The organism is Streptomyces sp. NPDC107517 (assembly GCF_055582645.1).
In genome coordinates this window covers 1-19,780 of the sequence record NZ_JBVJPM010000012.1, presented here as the reverse complement: position 1 = coordinate 19,780, position 19,780 = coordinate 1, and the positions used below count along the sequence as shown (strand labels likewise).

At 70.2% G+C, this 19,780-nt stretch carries 16 protein-coding genes and 1 pseudogene; 2 read left to right on the top strand and 15 right to left on the bottom strand.

The window, feature by feature from the left end:
• Window positions 1–63: 63 nt before the first annotated feature.
• The 4 genes from msrA to ACZ67T_RS25935 form a co-directional block, all read right to left on the bottom strand.
• Window positions 64–576 (bottom strand): peptide-methionine (S)-S-oxide reductase MsrA, encoded by a 513-nt coding sequence (gene msrA / locus ACZ67T_RS25950; protein ID WP_469987323.1) that lies wholly within the window; start codon window positions 574–576, stop codon window positions 64–66.
• A gap of 262 nt (window positions 577–838) precedes the next feature.
• Window positions 839–1,234 (bottom strand): helix-turn-helix domain-containing protein, encoded by a 396-nt coding sequence (locus tag ACZ67T_RS25945; protein WP_469987321.1) that lies wholly within the window; start codon window positions 1,232–1,234, stop codon window positions 839–841.
• An 88-nt stretch (window positions 1,235–1,322) separates the two neighbouring features.
• On the bottom strand, window positions 1,323–1,676 hold the full coding sequence (locus tag ACZ67T_RS25940; protein ID WP_469987319.1) for a DUF1330 domain-containing protein: 354 nt from the start codon (window positions 1,674–1,676) through the stop codon (window positions 1,323–1,325).
• A 134-nt stretch (window positions 1,677–1,810) separates the two neighbouring features.
• Window positions 1,811–2,851 carry an NAD(P)-dependent alcohol dehydrogenase gene (locus ACZ67T_RS25935; RefSeq protein WP_469987599.1) on the bottom strand — a complete coding sequence of 347 codons (1,041 nt, stop codon included), beginning with the start codon at window positions 2,849–2,851 and terminating at the stop codon, window positions 1,811–1,813.
• A 148-nt stretch (window positions 2,852–2,999) separates the two neighbouring features.
• Here ACZ67T_RS25935 and ACZ67T_RS25930 point away from each other — a divergent pair, with 148 nt between their 5' ends.
• Window positions 3,000–3,932 carry a helix-turn-helix domain-containing protein gene (locus ACZ67T_RS25930; protein WP_469987317.1) on the top strand — a complete coding sequence of 311 codons (933 nt, stop codon included), beginning with the start codon at window positions 3,000–3,002 and terminating at the stop codon, window positions 3,930–3,932.
• 33 nt (window positions 3,933–3,965) lie between these two features.
• Here ACZ67T_RS25930 and ACZ67T_RS25925 read toward each other — a convergent pair whose 3' ends face one another.
• The 6 genes from ACZ67T_RS25925 to ACZ67T_RS25900 all read right to left on the bottom strand — a co-directional run bounded on the left by ACZ67T_RS25925 (window position 3,966) and on the right by ACZ67T_RS25900 (window position 12,801).
• The gene (locus ACZ67T_RS25925) at window positions 3,966–4,736 is read right to left on the bottom strand and encodes a globin domain-containing protein (RefSeq protein ID WP_469987315.1); all 771 of its coding nucleotides are present in this window, start codon (window positions 4,734–4,736) and stop codon (window positions 3,966–3,968) included.
• A 137-nt stretch (window positions 4,737–4,873) separates the two neighbouring features.
• Complete coding sequence (locus tag ACZ67T_RS25920) at window positions 4,874–8,176, bottom strand: S8 family serine peptidase (RefSeq protein ID WP_469987313.1); 3,303 nt, start codon at window positions 8,174–8,176, stop codon at window positions 4,874–4,876.
• A 152-nt stretch (window positions 8,177–8,328) separates the two neighbouring features.
• Window positions 8,329–9,015, bottom strand: a complete 687-nt coding sequence (locus ACZ67T_RS25915; protein WP_356289540.1) for an ABC transporter ATP-binding protein — start codon at window positions 9,013–9,015, stop codon at window positions 8,329–8,331.
• 50 nt (window positions 9,016–9,065) lie between these two features.
• Window positions 9,066–10,523 carry an ABC transporter permease gene (locus ACZ67T_RS25910; protein WP_469987311.1) on the bottom strand — a complete coding sequence of 486 codons (1,458 nt, stop codon included), beginning with the start codon at window positions 10,521–10,523 and terminating at the stop codon, window positions 9,066–9,068.
• Window positions 10,524–10,662: 139 nt separating this feature from the next.
• Window positions 10,663–11,931 carry a L,D-transpeptidase gene (locus tag ACZ67T_RS25905; protein WP_469987309.1) on the bottom strand — a complete coding sequence of 423 codons (1,269 nt, stop codon included), beginning with the start codon at window positions 11,929–11,931 and terminating at the stop codon, window positions 10,663–10,665.
• 525 nt (window positions 11,932–12,456) lie between these two features.
• Complete coding sequence (locus ACZ67T_RS25900; protein WP_469987307.1) at window positions 12,457–12,801, bottom strand: hypothetical protein; 345 nt, start codon at window positions 12,799–12,801, stop codon at window positions 12,457–12,459.
• Window positions 12,802–12,910: 109 nt separating this feature from the next.
• On the opposite strand from ACZ67T_RS25900, the gene ACZ67T_RS25895 reads away from it, so the two are divergent.
• Window positions 12,911–13,195 carry a hypothetical protein gene (locus ACZ67T_RS25895; RefSeq protein WP_469987305.1) on the top strand — a complete coding sequence of 95 codons (285 nt, stop codon included), beginning with the start codon at window positions 12,911–12,913 and terminating at the stop codon, window positions 13,193–13,195.
• A 57-nt stretch (window positions 13,196–13,252) separates the two neighbouring features.
• On the opposite strand, the gene hutH is transcribed toward ACZ67T_RS25895, so the two are convergent.
• From hutH to ACZ67T_RS25870, 5 genes and pseudogenes are all read right to left on the bottom strand, one after another.
• Window positions 13,253–14,821: a histidine ammonia-lyase gene (hutH, locus tag ACZ67T_RS25890; protein ID WP_469987598.1), complete on the bottom strand. Its 1,569-nt coding sequence runs from the start codon at window positions 14,819–14,821 to the stop codon at window positions 13,253–13,255.
• Window positions 14,822–14,885: 64 nt separating this feature from the next.
• A pseudogene (locus tag ACZ67T_RS25885) lies at window positions 14,886–16,035 on the bottom strand (GGDEF domain-containing protein).
• Window positions 16,036–16,100: 65 nt separating this feature from the next.
• Window positions 16,101–16,892 (bottom strand): enoyl-CoA hydratase/isomerase family protein, encoded by a 792-nt coding sequence (locus ACZ67T_RS25880; RefSeq protein WP_469987304.1) that lies wholly within the window; start codon window positions 16,890–16,892, stop codon window positions 16,101–16,103.
• A gap of 39 nt (window positions 16,893–16,931) precedes the next feature.
• Complete coding sequence (locus tag ACZ67T_RS25875) at window positions 16,932–18,044, bottom strand: adenylate/guanylate cyclase domain-containing protein (RefSeq protein ID WP_469987302.1); 1,113 nt, start codon at window positions 18,042–18,044, stop codon at window positions 16,932–16,934.
• A 543-nt stretch (window positions 18,045–18,587) separates the two neighbouring features.
• Window positions 18,588–19,469 (bottom strand): biotin--[acetyl-CoA-carboxylase] ligase, encoded by an 882-nt coding sequence (locus ACZ67T_RS25870; protein ID WP_469987300.1) that lies wholly within the window; start codon window positions 19,467–19,469, stop codon window positions 18,588–18,590.
• Window positions 19,470–19,780 lie beyond the last annotated feature (311 nt).

Sequence of the window (19,780 nt, the reverse complement as noted above, 5' to 3'; positions counted from 1 at the left end):
CGGCCGGGAATTCCGGGCCGCTCTCCCGACGCAGGGCTTCCGTCAGGGCGACGACGTCGGCGGTCAGCCCTCCGCGCGGGCCGGCAGCCGCCATCCCGGGCGCGGGAAGTGGCAGGTGTAGCCGTCCGGGTAACGCTCCAGGTAGTCCTGGTGCTCGGGCTCGGCCTCCCAGAAGGGGCCGACCGGCTCCACCTCGGTGACGGCCTTGCCGGGCCACAGTCCGGAGGCGTCCACGTCCGCGATCGTGTCCTCGGCGATCCGCTTCTGCTCGTCGTCCACGTAGTAGATCGCCGAGCGGTAGCTGAGGCCGATGTCGTTGCCCTGGCGGTTCTTCGTGCTCGGGTCGTGGATCTGGAAGAAGAACTCCAGGATCGCGCGGAAATCGGTCTTCGCGGGGTCGAAAAGGATCTCAATGCCCTCCGCGTGCGTTCCGTGGTTACGGTACGTCGCGTTCGGCACGTCACCCCCGGTGTATCCGACCCGGGTCTCCGTCACGCCCGGGAGCCGGCGGATCAGGTCCTGCATCCCCCAGAAGCATCCGCCCGCCAGCACGGCCCTCTGCGTCTGCCCAGCCATCGTGGTCCCTCCAATATCTGTCAGCTCGGTCACTCGGCTCGCACACCAACCCCGCGGCCACTGTCCTCAACACGTGAGGGTTCCCAGCGATTCCGTGCCCGATCGGCGGGGTCAGGGGTGGGCGCCGGGCCTTGCAGATCCAGACGAGGTCAGAGGTGGGCGCTGCGCAGTGCCGTCGCGTGGTGGCGTAGAGGTTCGATCTCCTCTGTGGCGCGACCACTGACAACGGGCTCCTCGTACGCGAGTGTCCGAGGCGGCGTCCTCAGGCCGCGAGGCGTACCTCTCCCTGGCGCGGGGCGGCCCGGCGGGCGCCGTGGCCGGCGGGCGCAGTCGCGAGGCGGAGCAGTTCGGACTGGCCGAGGGCCAGGACGTCGGCGAGGCCGAGACCCAGGGCGTGGGCCGCGGCCGCCAGGACCTCGGACGACGCTTCCTTGAGGCCGCGCTCGATCTCGGAGAGGTACGGGAGGGAGATCCGGGCCACGTCGGCGACGTCCTTCAGCGTGCGTTCCTGGGCGAGGCGCTCGCGGCGCAGGACATCACCCACGACGTCCCGCCAGAGAGGCTCCTTGGGCGGCACCCCGGCGGGCTCCGCCGGAATCGGGCGCAGGGCCGGGTGCACAGGGATGACGCGGGTCTGGTTCGACGCGTGGCTGCTCACGGGTTCAGCGTAGGAGCGGCGCACGCCGTGCGGCACGTCGTTCTGCCCGCGGCAGAAAACGATGCCCCTCGTCATACGTCCCGCCCCGTCATACGTCCCGCGCCGCCTCCGCCCGCATCCGCGCAGCCGTACTCGACGGGTCGTACCCCTCGGGAACCCCCTCCACGAAGATCACCTCGCCGTCCAGGTTCCGGGTCCGCAGCGGGATGAGCTCCTGGTAGGCGTCGGAGTCGTACCAGCCGTGGGCCGCGGCCTTGTCGGGGAACGAGATGACGACGACGCCGCCCGGCCACGCCCCCTCGATCTCCTCCAGCCGGGCGCCGTGCACGAGGAAGCGGCCGCCGAACGGGTCGAGGGTCGACTGGATGCGCTCCATGTAGTCGAAGACCTCGTCGTTCGGCGCGGTGGTGTTGCGCAGGGCGGCGATGGCGTAGGCGGTCATGGGGTCCTCCCCGGCAGGATCGGTTCGATGACTCGATCCTGCCGGGGGACGGACGGACCGTCGATTACGCCTCAGGTAATGCACCGGTTGATGCTGGGTGATGCCCTGGGTGCTGCGACGGGCAACGGTGAGGGTCAGATCGTCGCCGTGTCGATCACGAAGCGGTACCGCACGTCGCTCGCGAGCACGCGCTCGTACGCCTCGTTGATCTGGCTCGCCTCGATCAGCTCGATCTCGGCGCCGAGGCCGTGCTCGGCGCAGAAGTCGAGCATCTCCTGGGTCTCCTGGATGCCGCCGATGCCGGAGCCGGAGAGGGACTTGCGGCCCGCGATCACGGAGAACAGGTTGAGGGAGATGGGCTCCTCGGGGGCGCCCACGTTCACCAGGGCGCCGTCCGTCTTCAGGAGCGAGAGGAACGCGCCGAAGTCGAGCGGGGCCGAGACCGTGGACAGGATGATGTCGAAGGTGCCGGCCAACTCCTCGAAGGTCTTCGGGTCGCTGGTCGCGTAGTAGTGGGCGGCGCCCAGCTTGAGGCCGTCCTCCTGCTTGCGCAGGGACTGCGACAGGACCGTCACCTCGGCGCCGAGCGCGTGCGCGATCTTGACGCCCATGTGGCCGAGGCCGCCCATGCCGAGGACGGCGACCTTCTTGCCGGGGCCCGCGTTCCAGTGCTTGAGCGGGGAGTACGTGGTGATGCCCGCGCACAGCAGCGGCGCGGCCTCGTCGAGGGCGAGGCCCTCGGGGATGCCGACGGTGTAGTTCTCGTCGACGACGATGTGGGTGGAGTAGCCGCCGTAGGTGGGCTCGCCGTTCTTGTCGAGGGCGTTGTACGTGCCGACGTTGCCCTTGGCGCAGTACTGCTCCAGGCCCGCCTTGCAGTTGTCGCACTCGCGGCAGGAGTCGACCATGCAGCCGACGCCGACGCGGTCGCCGACGGCGAACTTGGTCACGCCAGGTCCCACCTCGGTGACGATGCCGGCGATCTCGTGGCCGGGGACCATCGGGAAGATGCCCTCGCCCCAGCCGTCGCGGGCCTGGTGGATGTCGGAGTGGCAGATGCCGGCGAACTTGATGTCGATCAGGACGTCGAACTCGCCCACCGGGCGGCGCGGAATGGTGGTGCGCTCCAGCGGGGCCTTTGCGGAGGGTGCGGCGTAGGCGCTGACGGTGGTGATCTCTGAGGTCATGTGTCAAGCCTGCCCCAGCCGGAGGCATCCTCCGAGCTCAGGGCCTTGCCCCGCTTTGCGTACGCCCACTGGTCCTACTACTGGCGGGGTCAGGAACACCTTCGTACGACCGTGTCCGCCCGGCGATACTTGAGGCATGGACGATGACGGGACCCGCGCCACCCCGGCCGCCGGCGAGCCGATGGACCGGCGGGCCGAGCTGAGCGAGTTCCTGCGCACCCGGCGGGCCCGGCTGAAGCCGCAGGACGTGGGGCTGCCCGACTTCGGGCGGCACCGGCGCGTGCCGGGCCTGCGGCGCGAGGAGCTGGCGCAGCTGGCCGGTGTCTCGGTGGCGTACTACACGCGCCTGGAGCAGGGGAACGGGCGGAACGTGTCGGCGGAGGTGCTCGACGCGATCGCGCGCGCCCTGCGCCTCACGGACGCCGAGCACGCGCATCTGACGCATCTCGCCAAGCCGAAGCAGCACAAGAAGAAGCGGGCCTCGCGGGAGCAGCAGCAGGTGCGCGGGGCGCTGCGGCATCTGCTCGACAGCCTGGAGGGCGTGCCCGCGTACGTGTCCGGCCGGCGCTCCGAGGTGCTCGCCTGGAACCGGATGGCCGCGGCCGTCTTCGGCGACTGGAGCGAGCTGCCGCCCCGGGAGCGGAACTGGGCGCGGATGGTGTTCCTCGCCCCGGCCTACCGCGACCTGTTCGTGGAGTGGGACGCGAAGGCGTCCGACATGGTCAGCTATCTGCGGCTGTACGCGGGCTGCCACCCGGACGACCCGGAGCTGTCGGCGCTGGTGGGTGAACTCTCCGTCAAGAGCGAGGAGTTCAGGCGGCTGTGGGCGACGCACGACGTCAAGGAGAAGGGCCACGGCGTGAAGCGGCTGCGGCATCCGCTGGTGGGCGAGCTGAGCCTGAGTTACGAGACCATGAACCTGCCCGACGACGAGGAGCAGCACCTCGTGGTCTACCACGCGGAGCCCGGCTCCCCGTCGGCCGAGGCGCTGCGCCTCCTCGCGAGCTGGGGCACGGACGCGGTCCGGGCGGGCCTGGGCGAGAACCTCGGGATCCACCCCGACCGCTGACGAATGGCCCGGCCGCGCCCGTATCGCAAGGCCCTACGGCTGATACGGCGGCGCGGCCCCCCAGTTCCACAGCGGTACGGGCTGCTCGGCGGGCCGGGTCGCGTCGGGGCCCGAGAAGTACACGGCGAGCCGGGTGCCCCACTCGATGTAGGCGCTGAACGCGGAGCGGAACTCGGCGTCGGCCGGCAGGCCCGCCTCGTCCGCCGCGTCGTGCATCAGGTTGACCCAGCGGCGGCGCTGCGGCTCCGTGATGTGTTTGCCGACGTGCTTGGCGACCATGTGGCTGTGGCCGCCCTGCTGTTCGGAGTAGGCGGCGGGGCCGCCGAACACCTCACCGATCCACAGCGCGACGTGCCCGGCGTGCTCGGGCGGGAGGTCCGCGAAGAGGGGGCCGAGGAGGTCGTCCTTGAGGACCTTGGCGTAGAAGACGTCGGTGAGCCGCGCGAAGGCCTCGGCGCCGCCGGCCCAGTCGTACAGGCTCGGGACGGACGCGCCGGTGCCGCGCACCGACGTGGGCGTGTAGTGGCGCATCTCGTCGATGTTCCCGACGTACGGCCTGATCTCCGCGAGGAAGTCCTGGAAGAGCTCGGACTTGCGGAAGCCCTCGACGTGGTCCTCGGTCGAGGTCCAGGTGATGCGGAGGATGAAGTGCTCGAAGTCCTCTTCGCAGCGCGCCAGTTCGTAGTCGACGCACTGGGGCGCGGCGGCGAGCCGGACGGCGGCGCGCGTGTAGGCCGCGAGGAACTCTGCGGACCGGTCCTCGGGGATCCGGTAGCGGATGTACTCGACTGTCTGCGTCGTCATGGCAGTCAGCAAAACACGGGTGGCCCGCCCCGGCCATGAGGTCGGGGCGGGCCGCCCGGGCTGTCAGCGCTGGGCGTAACGGGCCGTGCCCGTCACTACGCCGGCGGGCGTAGCGCGCCTACGCCACGCGACCGCGGCTACTTGCCGTAGTACGCGTTGTAGACCGAGATCGTCGCCTTGTTGCCCTTCTTGTCGGCGATCTTGGCGTGGAAGGAGACGGCCTTGCCCTTGGCCGGGTTCTTCACGGTGACCTTGCCGTTCTTGACGTCCAGCTTCTTCCACGTCTGGCCGTAGTCGTAGGAGACGTACACGGACAGCGACTTGAGGTTGCTGCCCGCGGCCGCGCCCTGGACGGTGACGGGGACCGACTGGGTCCTTTCGGCGGGGGCGGTGCTGTCGAGGCCGACGGCCGCGTCGAAGCGGGCCGTGGACAGCGGCAGCCTGGCCGCCTCGGCGGAGGAGGCCGGCTTCTTCGAGCGGAACGTCCAGCTGGCGTCGACGCGGGTGGAGGCCGCGGCGACCTTGACGCTGCGCTTGATGGACGTCGACAGCTTGTACTCGGCGTCGCCGGAGGTGACCTTGAAGGGCTTCTCGCCGACCAGCGGGTCGTCGTTCTCGCCGACCTTGGTGCTGCCCTTGTAGAGGGTGGTCTTCACCGAGAGGTACTGCGAGTAGCCGGCGTGGGTCTTGCCGTCGGCGTACATCGGCAGGTTCCCGTAGATCTCGTTGCCGTCGCGGAAGACGCCGTAGTCACCGCCGATGCGGGGACCGAAGACGCCGGTGTTGAACGTCTTCTCGTACGCCTTGCCGCCCTGGAACGACTGGGGCGTGCCCAGCGTGTAGGAGGCCTCCTCAGTCGGGAAGCCGTCGCTGTCCTCGGGGCCGTTCTGCGTGAACGCCAGGCCCCACTTCACCTTGTCGCCGGTGGACAGGTGCAGGGTGCGGGTGCCGGGGAGCTTCTGGTCGACGGCGACGGACCAGCCGCCGGAGCTGAGGGGCAGCATGCCGCTCGCGCCGATGGAGCCGGTCTTGTCCCTGGCCGCTCCGCCGAGGCCGACCTTCACCGTGGCCAGGTCGTTCGCCGTGTAGTGCTTGGTGTAGCCGGTGGCGAGCTTCTTGACGGCGCCGCCGGAGACGGTGTCGTACTCGGTGTCGGCGCCCTTCGTCCACACACCGGTCCACTGCTGCTGGAGCTTGACGCCGGTCGGCTCCGGGCCGATGCCGGCGGTGCGGAAGTTGGTGTACGAGTCCAGGAGCCAGCCGTAGCTGGACGAGGAGTCGGCGGTGTCGACCGTGAACTCCGGCGCGGCCAGGACGCCCTGGGCGGCGGTGTCGGGGACGGTCACGGACACGGGCTTGGTGGTGCGGGCGTCGAGCGTGACCGTCGTGTTCCTGGTGACGTCCAGCTTCGGCTGCACCAGCCAGTCGGCGCCCTTGGAGAAGTCCTCGGGGTCGGCCACCAGGTACTCGTTCAGGATGTAACTGCCCTTGGGGACACGGACCGTGACGGTGCCCGAGTTCGGGTCGTAGGCGTTGAAGTACGCGTCCGTGCCGATGCCCGCCAGGGACGTCTCGTAGCCCTGGGCGTCCTTGCCGTCGCGCCCGATGTGCTTGAGCGTCACGTCGTACGACTCGACCTCGCGCTGCACGGCGGCCGCGGTGCGCACGGACTGGCCGCCGCCCGTCGCCACGACGTACGCGGAGTACGCGCCGTCGACCGTGCCGCCGAGCTTCGTGTTCGCGGTCAGGTCCACGGAGGCGGTGCCGCCCGCGGGGACGGTCACCTTCGTCGCACCGAGCTGGAAGAAGCCGGCCGGGGCGGCCTGCCCCTTCGGGTTGGTGCCGGTGGCCGTCAGAGCGAGGGTGACGTCCTTGTCGCCGGTGTTCCTGTACGTCACCTTCTTGGTGATCGCGGCATCGTCGGTGTGCGGCCATTGCGCGACGCCGAAGCTCACCGAGACGGGCTCGGCGAACACGGTCTGCTCGATGGCCCTGTCGACCTGGATGCGGCCCGAACCCTGCTCGAACGGCGTGTACTTGCCGCCCTTGGTGGAGCCGGTGAGAACGCCCTTGAGCTCGGCGGACTTCCAGTCCGGGTGCTCCTGCTTGAGGATCGCGGCGGCGCCCGCGACGTGCGGGGTCGCCATCGACGTACCGGAGATCGTGAGGTAGCCGGCGGGGTTCTCGCCGACTTCCCTGTCGATGACGCTGCCCGGGGCGGCGGCGGCCGTGATGTCGACGCCGGGGGCGGTGACGTCCGGCTTGACGGCGCCGTCGCCGACGCGCGGGCCGCGGCTGGAGAAGTCGGCGAGCTTGTCGTTGCCGTCGACCGCGCCGACGGTCAGGGCGGCGTCCGCGCTGCCGGGGGAGCCGACGGTCGAGTCGCCGAACTCGCCCTCGTTGCCCGCCGCGATGGCGAACAGGATGCCCTTCTCCGCCGACAGCTTGTCGACCTCGGCCTCGAGCGGGTCGATCCCGGGGGCGTCGCCACCGCCGAGGCTGAGGTTGACGACGTCGGCGCCCTGGTCGGCCGCCCACTCCATGCCGGCGAGGATGCCGGAGTCGTCGCCGTAACCGTCGTCGCTGAGCACCTTGCCGTTGAGCAGCTTCGCTCCGGGGGCGACGCCCTTGAACTTGCCGCCCGACTTGGCTCCCGTACCGGCGGCGATGGACGCGACGTGCGTGCCATGGCCGTAGCGGTCCACGGCGTCGGCGGAGGTGGAGAAGTTCTTCTCGCCGACGACCTGGCCCTTGAGGTCGGGGTGGGTCGCGTCGACGCCCGTGTCCAGGACGGCGATCTTGACGCCCTTGCCGTCGTAGCCGGCCGCCCACGCCTTGGGGGCGCCGATCTGCGGGACCGACTTGTCGAGGCTGGCCTTGCGCACTCCGTCGAGCCAGATGCGGCTGACGCCGGAGGCGGCGGAGCCCCGGGAGGTCGTGAGGGCCTCCCAGAGACGGGTGGCGTCCGGCTCGGGCGTGGTGACGGCGTCCGCGTTCAGCGACTTGAGGGTCCTGCGGACCGTGGTGTCACCGGCGTCGCGCACGTCGGCCCGGGCGGCGGTCGCGGTGCCCTTGTAGCCGACGATCACCTTGAGGCCGTGTTTCTGCGCCTTGCGGTTGGCCGACTTGGAGAGCTCGGTGACGTCGAAGAGCCGCTGGTCGAGCTTGCCGCTCGCGACCAGCCGCTGTGCGTCGGCCGGCACCACGAGGGTGTGGCCGGCGACGGTGCGCGTCTGCGCGGGGATGTGCTCACGGCCCTTGGCGTGCCGATAGCCGACCGGCTTCCCCTTCGCGTCGAGGGTGACGCGGTCGCCGGTGATGAGCGTGATGTGCCGGCCGGGCGAGGCCTTCGCCGTCTCGCCGGACTGCGCCGCGGGGGCGGCGGCCACGGCCGGGGTGGTCAGACCCGCGGTGAGGACGACGGCCGCTGCGGCGGCCACGGTCGTGGCGCGCAGTCTCTTCGAGGTTATTCGTGCCTGTCTGTGCAACTTTCCCCCTGGTGACGGTAGTTCACCGGTGGGAGACCCGAGCGGACCCCCCTGCAGAGAGATGATGCAGGGGGGTCACCGGTTGTGCACCGAAGCGATGGAAATCAGACAGCTTTTGAGTTTTCCGTGATGGTGATCCGGCCCTTGCGGATGGTGGCGAGCCGGGGCGCCCTGCGGGCGATCGACGAGTCGTGGGTGACCATGATGAAGGTCAGCCCGTGCTCCTTCCACATGGTCTCGAGCACGTCCATGATCTCGTCGCGCATGGACTCGTCGAGGTTGCCGGTGGGCTCGTCGGCGAGCAGGACCTTGGGGTTCTTGACGAGGGCGCGGGCGATGGCGACGCGCTGCTGCTGGCCGCCGGACATCTCCCCGGGCAGATGGCCGAGCCGTTCGCCGAGTCCGACCGAGTTCAGGGCCTGCGCGGCGCGTTCGCGGCGGTCGGCGGCCTTGAGGCCGAGCGGCACGAGGGCCGTCTCGACGTTCTCCTGGGCGTTGAGCGTCGGGATCAGGTTGAAGCTCTGGAAGACGAACCCGATGGACTCGGCACGGAACTTGGTGAGCCGCGCCTCCGGGAGCTTCGCCAGGTCGACGCCGTCGAGCTCGATGCTGCCCGCGGTCGGCCGGTCCAGCCCGCCGAGCATCTGGAGGAGGGTGGACTTGCCGCCGCCGGTGGGGCCCTGGATGACGAGCCGGTCGCCGTCGCCGATGGTCAGGTCCACCCCGGCGAGCGCGTCGACGGTGTCCTTGCCGCGCCGGTACTGCTTGGTGACGCCTCTCAGCTGATACATGGTGCAACTCCTGCGGTACGTAGAGGTGTTCGGGAGGCCGCGCGGTGCGGCTACTCGACGCGGCGCAGGGCGTCGGCCGGGCGGAGGCGGGAGGCGCGCCAGCCGCCGAAGGCGCCGGCGATCAGCCCTCCGGCGACGGCGAGGCCGACGGCGAGCGTGATGGTGGTGGCGCTGACCGGAGCACTGAGGGCGATGTCGAGGGTCTTGCCGGCGCTCTGGCGCATGCCGGGGCCGCCCATGCCCATGCCGCCGCCCCTGGCGCCCCCGCCCGCGCCGGAGCCGAGTTCGGCGGTGAGGGTGGGGCTGATCGCGGTGACCGCGTAGGCGCCCGCGAGGCCGACGGCTATGCCGAGGACGCCGCCGACGAGCCCGTTGACGACGGCCTCGCCGACGACCTGGCGGGTGACCCGTCCGGACTTCCAGCCGAGCGCCTTGAGCGTGCCGAACTCCCGTACGCGGCGGGAGACCGCCGACGAGGTGAGCAGCCCCGCGACCAGGAACGCGGCGACGAGCACGGCGATGGAGAGCCACTTGCCGACGTTCGCGGCGAGGTCGGATGCGGTGGACAGGGAGCCGGAGACGGTGTCGGCGAGATCGGCCGAAGTGGTCACCGTCGTACCGGAGATGTTCTTCTGGATGGTGGCCTTGACCGCGGAGATCTGCTGCGAGTCCGTCGCCTTCACATAGACCGTAGTGATCTTGTTCTTGGCGTCGGCGAGGGTCTGCGCCTGCTTCAGCGGCACGTAGAGATTGGCGGCCGCGTCACCGCTGTCGGGCGTCGCGATGCCGATGATCTTGTACTTGACGCCCTTGATCTTGACGGTGCCGCCGAGGGCGAGCTTCTTCTCCTTGGCGTACGACGTGTCGGCCACGGCGACCTTGGCGTCGGTCTCGGACGTCTTGAACGTACGGCCCTTGGTGACCTTGGAGGAGGTGAGAGGGCCGAGACCCTGCTTGGCCACGTCGGTGCCGTACACGCTGTAGGAGTTGACGTCGAAGGAGGCGCCGCCGCCCTCGACCCGGCCCTGCGGCTGGCCGCCGGAGCCGCCCGGACCGCTCTGGCGGGTGGTGCCGCCGCTCTGGTCCTGCTTGAACTGGCCGCGCTTGAACTCGCCGCTGACCTTCATCACCTGGAGGCTGAGGCCGCCCACCGAGTCGGCGACGCCCTTCTGCCCGGCGACCTTGGTGACCGTCGACGAGGCCAGGGTCTGGAAGCCCTGCACCATGACGCGGTCGCTGCTCTGCTCCTCGCCGTCGTCCTTGGCGCCGAACTCGAATCGCGGCCGCCCGCTCTCCCCGCTCTTGGGCGCCTCGGCGGCCTTGGTGACGGTCATGTCGGTGCCGAGGCCGTACAGGGACTGGAGGACCTTGTCCTGGGCCTGGTTCATGCCGGAGGACACGGAGTTGACCACGATGACCAGCGCGATGCCGAGCGCGAGCCCGGAGGCGACGACGAGGGCCGCCTTTCTGCGGCGGCGCAGTTCGCGCCTCAGGTAGGTGAAGAACATGCCGTGAAGCTAGGGACACACCGTGATGTTCGGATAAGCCCGGGATAAGAGACCCATGAGAACTCTGGGAAAGGCCGAAGGCCCGCACCCCGTCGCCGGGGTGCGGGCCTTCCGCGAGGACTTGCCGGACCGTGGACCGTCAGGCGGCCGAACCGGCCGTCCACTGCGCCCAGTCCATGTTCCAGCCGTTGAGGCCGTTGTCGGGCTGGATCGTCTTGTCGCCCGTGTTCTTCACGACGACGACGTCACCGACCATGGAGTTGTCGTAGAACCAGGAACCCGGCGTGTTCGGGTCATCGGCACCCTTGGCGTCGGCCAGGCCGACGCAGCCGTGGCTCGTGTTGGCGCTGCCGAAGATCGACTTGGCGCCCCAGTAGTTGCCGTGGATGAACGTGCCGGAGCTCGACAGACGCATCGCGTGCGGCACGTCCTTGATGTCGTACTCGCCCTTGCCGTCGTCATCCTTGAAGCCGACCGTCGAACCGTCCATGCGGGTCTCCTTGAACTTCTCGGAGATCACCATCTGGCCCTGGTACGTCTTGTTCTCCGGCGAACCGGCCGAGATCGGGATGGTCTTGACGACCTTGCCGTCCCGCGTGACCGTCATGGTCTTGGTCTCCGCGTCGACGGTCGAGACCTGGTTGCGGCCGACCTTGAAGGTGACCGTCTTCTGCTGCACGCCGTAGACGCCGTTCGCGCCCTCGACGCCGTCCAGGTTCAGCTTCAGCGTGACCGTGGAGCCGCCGGTCCAGTAGTCCTGGGGGCGCAGGTCGAGGCGCTGGTTGCCGAACCAGTGGCCGACGACCTCCTGGCCGCTGCTGGAGGAGACGGTGATGCCCTTCTGGACATCGGCCTTGTTCGTGATCGCCTTGTCGAAGTTGATCGAGACCGGCATGCCGACGCCGACGGTGGAACCGTCCTCGGGCGTGAAGTTGCCGATGAAGCTGTTGGCCTGCGAGACCGTCGTGAACGAGGCGTTCTCGTGGGCCGCGCGGCCGCTGGAGTCCTTGGCCTCGGCGGCGATCTTGTAGACAGTGGCGCGCTGGAGCTGGCCCGCGGGCTTCCAGCTCTTCTTGTCAGCGGATATCTGCCCCTGGACCGCAGCGCCGTCGGCGGTCGTCATCTTCACGTTCGTGAGCGAACCCTTGCTCACGGTGACGGCGGCGGCGTTGTTGATGCTGGCGTTGTCGGAGCCGTTCTTCGGCGCGATCTTGATCTGCGCCTCCGAGGTCTTCTTGGCAGCCGCCTCGTCGACGGCGGCCTGCGACTTCGTGCCGCCGCCGTCCGCTCCGCGGGCCTCGCTGCCGCCTCCGCTGCACGCGGAGAGCACCAGCACTCCTCCGACCAGAGCGGACGCGGCCATCAGACCCTTGCGCCGCTTACTGTCCGTCATCACACGCATCTCCATCGTCGCCGATTTCCCAACAACCCCGAAGGCCCTGCGGCCCTGATCCCCGTCGAGCGGGAATCCCCAATGGCCCATGTAACGCCATGACCGGTTCGTCCCGTTCCAAATCCGCCCCCGATGTGGGGGATGCCACGTCCAAAACGCCGTGACCAGGCATGCACCCGTGGTAGCAGAACCCCCCGGGTACCCCTGTGGGACGGGGAAACCACGGCCGGCGGTTGCCGCCACCGAGGTTCCCGAGTCGTGCGCTCCCCACCCGGCCCCGAACCCCGCCCTGAGGTCTTCCGTCCGGATCAGGCCGGGCTCGCGGGGTCCGGGGCGCGTGTCTGCCGCGCTGCTGTCAGTCACCGAATCCCCCGAACTCCCGGCTTCGCTCGAGCGGGGAAAGACCCCCGTCGCGTCGCCTCGATCTCCCGCCTTGCTGCACACTCCCCCAGGTCCCCGGCTTCGCTCGAACAGGGGGACCCTCATGCCCTCGCTCTCCGGCCCAGCCCGATCCGAACGAAAGGACCTGAACGAAAGGACCTAGTCGTCCGCGTCGAGAGCGTCGCCGGACTCGTCATCATCCACGTCGAGGTCCCAATCGGGCGAATCGGGATCGTAGTCGACCTGCTCGCTGGACCAGGAGGCCTGCACGAGGTCCGCCCCGGGCACCTCACTGACCAGGTCGAACGGGTCGACCAGATACGCGAGTGCCTCCGCCTCGTCGTCGTTGACGGCGGCCTCGGCATGGGCGCGCTCTTCGGCCGGCATGTCATCGTCCTCGGCGATGCGCTGCAACGCGGCCCCGGTGAGGGCGGCGGTGTCCTCGATCTCCAGGACCAATTCCACGCGGAGCCGAACAAATCGTGATGTCTCAGGGGTGCTCATACGACGGAGCGTATGCCTCACCCCACCCGCGACTTTCGTGTGACCCGCACCTTTCACTAACATCGCCTCACACGGCCAATTCGCCAGCTCCACAAGGGGGATCGATTCCGTGTCCGCCGCACGACGATCGCTGCTCACCGCCACTGCCGCCGGGACACTCCTGGCTGCTCTGTGGTTCGTTCCGTCCGCCACCGCGACGCCCGAGAAGACAGCGGAGGCAGATCAGCAGCAGGCCGCGACAGCGGTACACACACAGGCCGAGGGCCAACTGCGCCTGGCCGACACGGGAACGGTCGATACGACGCCGTACGTGATCGGCGGATCGGCGTTCCTCGGGATCGGCGCCGGCTTCCTGACGTACTCGGCCAGAAAGAGCCGCGCCGCGGCCTTCTGAGCACAAGAGAGCCGGGCCGCACCCGAGGGTGCGGCCCGCTCGTGATTCCGAAAGCCCCTAGGCCAGCGGCCCCGTGACGGGCTCCACGGCGGCAACGAGGTGCCCGCCGCGCACGAAGGCGTCGGCGGCCGCGAGGTCGGGCGCGAGGAACCGGTCGGGGCCGGGACCCTGAACTCCCGCGGCCCGTACGGCATCGATCACGGCGCGCGAGGCGGGGGCGGGCGTGAGGCCCTCCCGCAGCTCGATGCCGCGCGTGGCCGCGTACAGCTCGACGGCGACGATCCGCGTCAGGTTGTCGATCGCGGTGCGCAGTTTGCGGGCGGCCGACCAGCCCATGGACACATGGTCCTCCTGCATGGCGGAGGACGGGATGGAGTCCGCGGAGGCGGGCACGGCGAGCCGCTTCATCTCGCTGACCAGGGCGGCCTGCGTGTACTGGGCGATCATCAGGCCGGAGTCGACGCCCGCGTCGTCGGCGAGGAACGGCGGCAACCCGTGGGACCGGTTCTTGTCGAGCAGGCGGTCGGTGCGCCGCTCGGCGATGGACCCGAGGTCGGCGGCCGCGATGGCGAGGAAGTCGAGCACGTAAGCCACGGGCGCGCCATGGAAGTTGCCGTTGGACTCCACACGCCCTCCCCCAGGGCCGAAAGCCTGGGAGGTACCCCCAGGCAGCACGACGGGGTTGTCCACGGCGGACGCCAGCTCGCGCTCGGCGACGAGCCGCGCGTGGGCCATGGTGTCCCGCCCGGCGCCGGCGACCTGCGGGGCGCAGCGCACGGAGTACGCGTCCTGCACGCGCGGCGCGTCGTCCTGGTGGTGCCCGGTGAGCTCCGAACCCTTCAGCACGGCGAGCATGTTGGCGGCGCTGGCGCCCTGCCCGGGGTGCGGCCGGATGGCGTGCAGCTCGGGGGCGAGGACCTTCTCGGTGCCGAGGAGCGCTTCGAGCGACAAGGCGGCAGTGATGTCAGCGGACTTGTACAGGTTCTCGAGGTCGGCGAGCGCCATGACGAGCATGCCGAGCATGCCGTCGGTGCCGTTCAGAAGGGCGAGCCCTTCCTTCTCCCGCAGTTCGACGGGCGCGATGCCGTGGGCGGCGAGCAGTTCACCGGCGGGTGCCACGACGCCGTCGGGCCCTTCGGCGTCGCCTTCGCCCATCAGCGTCAGGGCGCAGTGGCTGAGCGGCGCGAGGTCGCCGGAGCACCCGAGGGACCCGTACTCGTGCACGACGGGCGTGATCTTGGCGTTGAGCACGTCGGCCATGGCCTGCGCGACCTCGGGCCGCACACCGGTGTGCCCGGAGCAGACGGTCTTCAGGCGCAGGAACATCAGCGCCCGTACGACCTCCCGCTCGACGCGCGGGCCCATTCCCGCGGCGTGCGAGCGGACGATGTTCCGCTGCAACTGAGCCCGCAGGTCCTGGCTGATGTGCCGAGTGGCGAGGGCGCCGAACCCGGTGGAGACCCCGTAGACGGGCTCGGGCTTCGCGGCCAGCGCGTCCACGACCGCGCGGGCCGAGGCAAGCGCGGCCACCGCCTCTTCGGAGAGCTCGATCCGGGCATCCGCCCGCGCCACGGCGACGACATCTGCCGCGCTGACACCGGACGTCCCCACCACCACAGTGCGCATATCCATATTCAGGAGCGTACGAGGTGAAGAGTCCAATGTCACGACCGAGTTCGGGAAGGACCCCTTACGCCCCCACGTCCCGCCCCCGGAGCCGGCGCCGCTCACCGTCGGCGACGGCAGGCGGAGGCGAGTCGGCCAGACGCACGACGGGATCGTCGGGACCGGCCCTCCCGGCGACAACGGGTTTCACCGCCCGCAGCGCCTTGGCCCGGTACTGGGCGGCATCGGCCAGCCGGAAGAGCCGCCGCGCGCTGAGCACCTCGCCGATCGGGTCACCGGTGGAGGCGATCCCACAGGCAACTCCGTCACCCAGCTCCAACTCGGAGGCGCGCAGACACAGTTCATCGCCCGCCCGCACCACGTCATCGGCGTCGGGCCCCACCGCCACCAGACAGAACTCGTCGCCCCCCAGCCGCGCGGCCAGGGTCCCCGGCAACTTCGCGCCGCACAACGAGAGAACGGACCCGAACCGCTCCAGCAACCGGTCCCCGACCGCATGCCCCAACGAGTCGTTGACGCGCTTGAGCCCGTTCAGATCACACACGACAAGAGAAACGACATCACCCCCGACGCGATGCGCCTCGATGGCCTCATCGAGGCGCATGTCGACGGCACGCCGGTTCGCGAGCCCGGTGAGGGCGTCGGTGAAGGCAAGCCGCCGAGCCTCCTCGAGCCGCTCGGTCTGAGCGATGCCCGCGGCGGCGACAGCGGCGAGCACGGTGGCGAAGGCGGCATCCTGCGCGCCGAAGACCTCGACTCCCTCGGGCCGGGCGACGTACAACTCGCCCCAGGCGCGCCCGTGGAGCACGATCGGCGCGACGACGCAGCAACCGCGCCCGCCGACGCAGGGCGGAGACGCGCTGATGGCAGTAGCCGCCGCCCTCCACGGTCCCGGCGGCGGTCTCGACCCAGGCGCGCGGAGCGCCCCCGCCCACCCACTGCTCGTGCAGAAACTCGGTGATCTCGGGGAACTGGTGCACGGGATAGGCCTCGTCCTCGGGGAACTCGGCCTCGCCCTCGGCGCGCTCCCCCACGTTCACGAGGACGCGCAGCCGCCCGCGCTCCCGCTCCCACACGGAAAGCGCCGCGAAGGTGCCGGCCAGGGCGCGGCAGGCGCCGAGGGCGGCGGCCCGCCAGGACTCACGCGGAGACTGCGCCGCGGCCATCCCCTGCGCCATCGCGACCACGGCCCGCAACCGGACTTCGTCTCCCATGGCCCAAGATTAGGAAAGAAAAGCCCAAATCGATACATTCAGGACCCATACGAGGCCGGGAATAGTCATTCACCGGGCCACTGGGGCGCCCGCTTCTCATTGAAGGCGGCGACACCTTCGGCCCGATCACCGGAGAAGGCCACGGACCGCCAGGCGGCATCCTCGACCTCGAGGCCGGCCCGCAGGTCGAGCCCGTACCCCACCCGCAGAGCGCGCTTGGCGGCACGGAGCCCCACGGGCGAATGGGCGGCAATGCGCCCCGCCAGCTCAAGGGCGGCGTCACGATCGTCACCCGCCCCCACGACCTGGTCGACAAGCCCGATTTCCAGGGCCTCCTGGGCCTCGACACGCCGCGCGGAAAAGATCAGCTCAGCAGCTCTCGCGGCCCCCACCCGCCGGGGCAGCAGCTGCGTACCGCCCCCGCCGGGAATGACCCCCACAGACACCTCGGGCAGCCCCACGACGGCGGTCTCGTCGGCCACGATGAGATCGCAGGCGAGAGCAAGCTCGAACCCGCCACCGAGGGCGAACCCGTGCACGGCGGCGATGACGGGCACAGGAAGCTCGAGAACGCCCCCGTAGGCCCCCCGGGTCAAAGGCCTCTGCCGAAGAAGTTCGGCGTCGGAAAAGGAATTCCGCTCCTTCAGATCGGCCCCCACACAAAAGGCGCGCGCGGCGGACGAAGAAAGAACAACGACCCGAGCGCCGCCGTCACCCGCCAGAGAGGCGCAGGCCTCTCCCACGCTCACCGCCATGGCGCTGGACACGGCGTTCATGGCCTTGGGCCGGTCGAGGACAAGCTCGGCCACAAAACCGTGCCGCCGCACCTCGACGAACTCTCCGAACCGCTCGCTCACAGACCCTCCCGGTTAACGACAGTTAACAACGGCAGAATCCTAGAGCGGCCGCCGCGTCAGAAGCCAGGGCTCGACGACGCCGAGACCACGCACGGGCCGCTGCCACATGGGCTGCAGAGCGAAGCGGTACGAGGGCGCGTCCTCGCCCTCCTTCTCGGCAAGAGCGGCGGCCTCGGCCTCGGAGACGGGGGCCTCACCGGCCCGCTGAAGCTCCTCGGCGAACGCGCCGTCGACCAGCACGGCATCCCGAGGAGCTATCGAGGTGAGCCGACTCGCCAGATTCACGGTCGTCCCGAAGACATCGCCCATCCGGGTCGTAACGGTCCCGAAGGCCATCCCCACCCGCACCTCGGGCATGGTCTCGTCATTGGCCATGGTCTCGATGAGCCGAAGAGCGATCTCGGCCGCGACTCCCGAGTCATCGGCGGCGTACAGCACCTCATCGCCCAGGGTCTTGATCAACCGCCCGCCATTGGCGGCGACAAGATCGGCGGCAGTGGTCTCGAAGGCCTCGACGAGCTCCCCGAGCTCCTCCTCCTCCATACGCCGAGTGAGCCGCGTGAAGCCGACGAGGTCGGCAAACCCGACGGCAAGCCGCCGGTCCACCATCTCCTCGTCATCGGCGGCCTGCACCACACGCCCCGTGGCCGCGGCCAACTGCCGCCGCCACACATAGACGAGGAACTCCTCCAGCTCAGGCAGGAGCAGTTCCATCAGGGGATACGTGACTTCGGTGCGGGTCATCCCGGGCTCGGGAGGCTCAGTGAGCCCCTCCAGAAAGGAATCGATCTGCCACTCGGCGAGCCGGGCGGTGGTCTGTCCGGTCGAGCGGGCGACCTGCACGGCCATGGCCTCGCTGAGCAGCCCGGCCTCGACAAGACCGGCAAGCCGCCGCAGGGCGAGCACATCGGCCTCGGTCAGCGCCTTGGCCTGCCCGATATCGGCAAAACCCATGGCCCGCCAGAACCGGGAGGCGAGCTCCATGGAAACACCGGCGCTGCGGGCGGCCTGAAACGGCGTATACCGCCGCTCCGCACCAAGAATGAGCCCCTCGAGCCGGAGGGCAAGCGGATCCTCACCGCCGGCACCGTCCTCGACAGACTCGATGTCGGATGGGGTGCCCGCGCCGGAGCCCGAGTCGTCGACGGTCACGCCTGCTGCCCTTCCGATCTGCCACGGTCATGTATCGACCGGCCTCAACTTTACGGCAGGTGTGCCGCAGCTCACTCCCCCAGCACACACGAGTCCCGACCCCCACCCAAGTACAAACCGAAAGGACACGCCTCACCGGCGGTCAGCCGCGTACGAGACAGCGCCGGAGACGGCGAAGCCCACCGGACGGCCAGCCGCATACGAGACAGGGCCGCAGACAGCGAACCCCCACCGGACGGCCAGGCGCGTACGAGACGGGAGGGGACGTGGGGACATGTGCGCGCGGAGCCACCAGCGCCACGTACCGGCAATCAACTGGCTGACGTGCACCGATAGAACAGCGAGCACGTACATGCCCCCGCGGCCCCGCACCCAAAAACGCACCTGACGCGCCCGCACCGAGCCCGCACCCGACAACGAAGGCCGCCCACACCGAACCCGCACCCGAAACGCGGCAGCCCGCACCGAGCCGGCACCCGCCAAAGAAGCCGAGCCCCCCACCGGGCCGACGCCCGAAACGCGGCCCGCACCAAATGAGCCCCGTCAGCCCCCCGCCCGCAGATGAACGATGTCCCCCGCCCCCACAGGCTGCTGCACCCCGTCCTCAGAGGCGATGACCAGCCGCCCGTCCCCGTCGACGGCAACCGCCTCGCCCACAAGCTCCTGCCCCCCGGGAAGCTCGGCCCGCACAGTGCGCCCGAGCGTCGCGCACCCCGCCGCATAGGTCTCCTGGAGCCGCGACACGGCAGGGTCCCCACCCGCGGCGCGCCACTGCACGAACCGCTCCTCCAGCGACCGGAGAACGGCCCGCAGCAACGGGTCACGGTCGGTGGAAACGGCCCCGGCCAGGGCAAGCGACCCGGCCCCCGGCACAGGCAGCTCGTCGGCGCGCAGCGAAACGTTGAGCCCGATCCCGACGACCACACCGTCCCCGGCCCGCTCGGCGAGGATGCCCCCGGCCTTGCGCTCCTCGTCGCCGACATTCACCAGCAGGTCGTTGGGCCACTTGAGGGCGGTGTCGACCCCGGCGGCCCGCGCGAGCCCCGTCGCGACGGCCACCCCGGTGAGCAGCGGCAGCCACCCCCACCGCTCCACGGGCACATCGGCGCCGGGCTTCAGGAAGACGGAGAAGAAGAGCCCGGACCGAGCAGGAGCGGTCCACTGCCGGTCGAGCCGCCCGCGCCCGGCGCTCTGCGACTCGGCGACGAGGACGGCCCCTTCCTCGGCCTTGCCGGCCAGGGCGAGGGCAACGAGATCGGAGTTGGTGGACCCGGTGGCGGGCACAACATCGACGGAGGACCAGAGCCCGCCACGCACCAGGGCGCGCCGCAGGGCAGAGGCGTTCAACGGCGGCCGGTCCAGGTCCGACCACTGCTGACCGTCGTTCGCATCGGAGGGATCGTCTGAAGCATTTCGGGGCGTCATGCAACCCACCCTAGGTGTGGTAAACGCCGCACTGCCGAACGGTATCCACGCCACTACGCTACGAGCCAGTAGCTCGGGGGCCGGGCCCCGGCCCCCGCGTCACCGCCCCACCGCACCGCCGCGCCACATCGCCCCGCCCCATCCTCACGTCCCCATTGAGCAGCCAGGGAGCCGCATCCCGATGTCCGTTCCGGAAGAGCCCACCGTGTCCAGCGCCATCGACATCCACACGACCGCGGGAAAGCTCGCGGACCTGCAGCGCCGGATCGAAGAGGCCACACACGCCGGCTCCGCGCGCGCGGTGGAGAAGC

Coding starts and splice junctions, on each gene's coding strand:
- ACZ67T_RS25900 (WP_469987307.1), bottom strand. CDS start 12,801: ATGAGCACCCCTGAGACATCACGATTTGTTCGGCTCCGCGTGGAATTG.
- ACZ67T_RS25915 (WP_356289540.1), bottom strand. CDS start 9,015: ATGTATCAGCTGAGAGGCGTCACCAAGCAGTACCGGCGCGGCAAGGAC.
- ACZ67T_RS25905 (WP_469987309.1), bottom strand. CDS start 11,931: ATGGAGATGCGTGTGATGACGGACAGTAAGCGGCGCAAGGGTCTGATG.
- ACZ67T_RS25870 (WP_469987300.1), bottom strand. CDS start 19,469: ATGACGCCCCGAAATGCTTCAGACGATCCCTCCGATGCGAACGACGGT.
- ACZ67T_RS25940 (WP_469987319.1), bottom strand. CDS start 1,676: ATGACCGCCTACGCCATCGCCGCCCTGCGCAACACCACCGCGCCGAAC.
- ACZ67T_RS25925 (WP_469987315.1), bottom strand. CDS start 4,736: ATGACGACGCAGACAGTCGAGTACATCCGCTACCGGATCCCCGAGGAC.
- ACZ67T_RS25910 (WP_469987311.1), bottom strand. CDS start 10,523: ATGTTCTTCACCTACCTGAGGCGCGAACTGCGCCGCCGCAGAAAGGCG.
- hutH (WP_469987598.1), bottom strand. CDS start 14,821: ATGCGCACTGTGGTGGTGGGGACGTCCGGTGTCAGCGCGGCAGATGTC.
- msrA (WP_469987323.1), bottom strand. CDS start 576: ATGGCTGGGCAGACGCAGAGGGCCGTGCTGGCGGGCGGATGCTTCTGG.
- ACZ67T_RS25930 (WP_469987317.1), top strand. CDS start 3,000: ATGGACGATGACGGGACCCGCGCCACCCCGGCCGCCGGCGAGCCGATG.